The 1092-nt window shown below is 39.1% G+C and carries 2 protein-coding genes; both read left to right on the forward strand.

Annotated elements, in window-relative coordinates; translation table 11 throughout:
• Positions 1 to 249 precede the first annotated feature (249 nt).
• Positions 250 to 501 carry a hypothetical protein gene (locus L6773_RS21220; RefSeq protein ID WP_237856678.1) on the forward strand — a complete coding sequence of 84 codons (252 nt, stop codon included), beginning with the start codon at positions 250 to 252 and terminating at the stop codon, positions 499 to 501.
• Positions 498 to 788 carry a type II toxin-antitoxin system RelE/ParE family toxin gene (locus L6773_RS21225; RefSeq protein WP_237856679.1) on the forward strand — a complete coding sequence of 97 codons (291 nt, stop codon included), beginning with the start codon at positions 498 to 500 and terminating at the stop codon, positions 786 to 788. The genes L6773_RS21220 and L6773_RS21225 overlap by 4 nt, the downstream gene beginning before the upstream one ends.
• The last annotated feature ends 304 nt before the right edge of the window (positions 789 to 1092 follow it).

Raw genomic sequence — 1092 nt, forward strand, 5'->3', positions numbered from 1 at the left:
CTTCTTTGACCGGCGACTTTTGCAAAGGGTAATAAATGTAAAAGGCTGCAATCTGTCTGGCTTTAGCTCTGGAAGGGAATGGGGCTAAAGCCCACATCTTAGAATAGAGCTTCCAACCGTTGGCTGAAGCCAACGGTAATGGATAGAAGAGGTATTCCAATGGTAAGGGTCGTTCAATGTATCACGATATGAATTAAGTTTACTGTTCGTTATATTTTTGATGAATGCTATGAAGTTATTATTTGCAAAATGGACACAAAATCAGATCGAAAACTCGATATCACAAAAAAAATTCTAGACGTTGAGGACGATTCTGTTTTAAGTAAAATTGAGGAGATTTTAGCAGAAACTGAAACGGTCGCTTACACAACAAACGGAGAGTCTTTAAACCGCGATCAGTACAAAAAACGAATTGAAGATATAAGCAAAGAGGTTCAATCCGGGGGCAAAAATTTTACTTCTGATGAAGTACAGGATTATGTGAAGAACCGGAAAATATGAGAGTTGTCTGGTCAGAAAAAGCCAGGAATGCATTGGCTGACATCTATGATTATGTATATCAAGATAGCCCGGAAACAGCTGAAAAAGTACTTGAAACGTTGGTCGGAAAAGCCACTTCTTTAGAGGATAAACGAATCGAATATCCGAGGGATCCAATTTTAAATGATGAAAGGTTCAGATTTATTATTCAATGGGATTTTAAAATTTTATATCAACGAACTGAATCAGAAGTCATTATTCTAGACATATTTCACACCAGGAAAGATCCAGGGAAATTGACTATTTAAAATAACTTCGTATTTCAATACAGAAGAGCATAAAACGAAAGCAGGGCGTCGAATTCATTTCCTGGGAAGGATTTGGGAAGCGTGTAAGGATGGTAGCAACTTAAGGAGCTAATGAAGACGGTGATTACCCTCTCGGCTCGTTGCCCCAAAGCTGTTGTACTACGTTTTCCCGATCCACAACGTTTATGATCACCGAAGTTTTAACGAAGGAGACAGTGTAGCTTAGGCTTCTTTGACCGGCGACTTTTGCAAAGGGTAATAAATGTAAAAGGCTGCAATCTGTCTGGCTTTAGCTCTGGAAGGG

The sequence above is a fragment of the Rhodohalobacter sulfatireducens genome, assembly GCF_022012475.1.
Lineage (GTDB): Bacteria > Bacteroidota > Rhodothermia > Balneolales > Balneolaceae > Rhodohalobacter > Rhodohalobacter sulfatireducens.

Excerpts from the sequence above, each read along its gene's own strand:
- L6773_RS21220 (WP_237856678.1), top strand. The coding sequence starts at position 250 with ATGGACACAAAATCAGATCGAAAACTCGATATCACAAAAAAAATTCTA.
- L6773_RS21225 (WP_237856679.1), top strand. The coding sequence starts at position 498 with ATGAGAGTTGTCTGGTCAGAAAAAGCCAGGAATGCATTGGCTGACATC.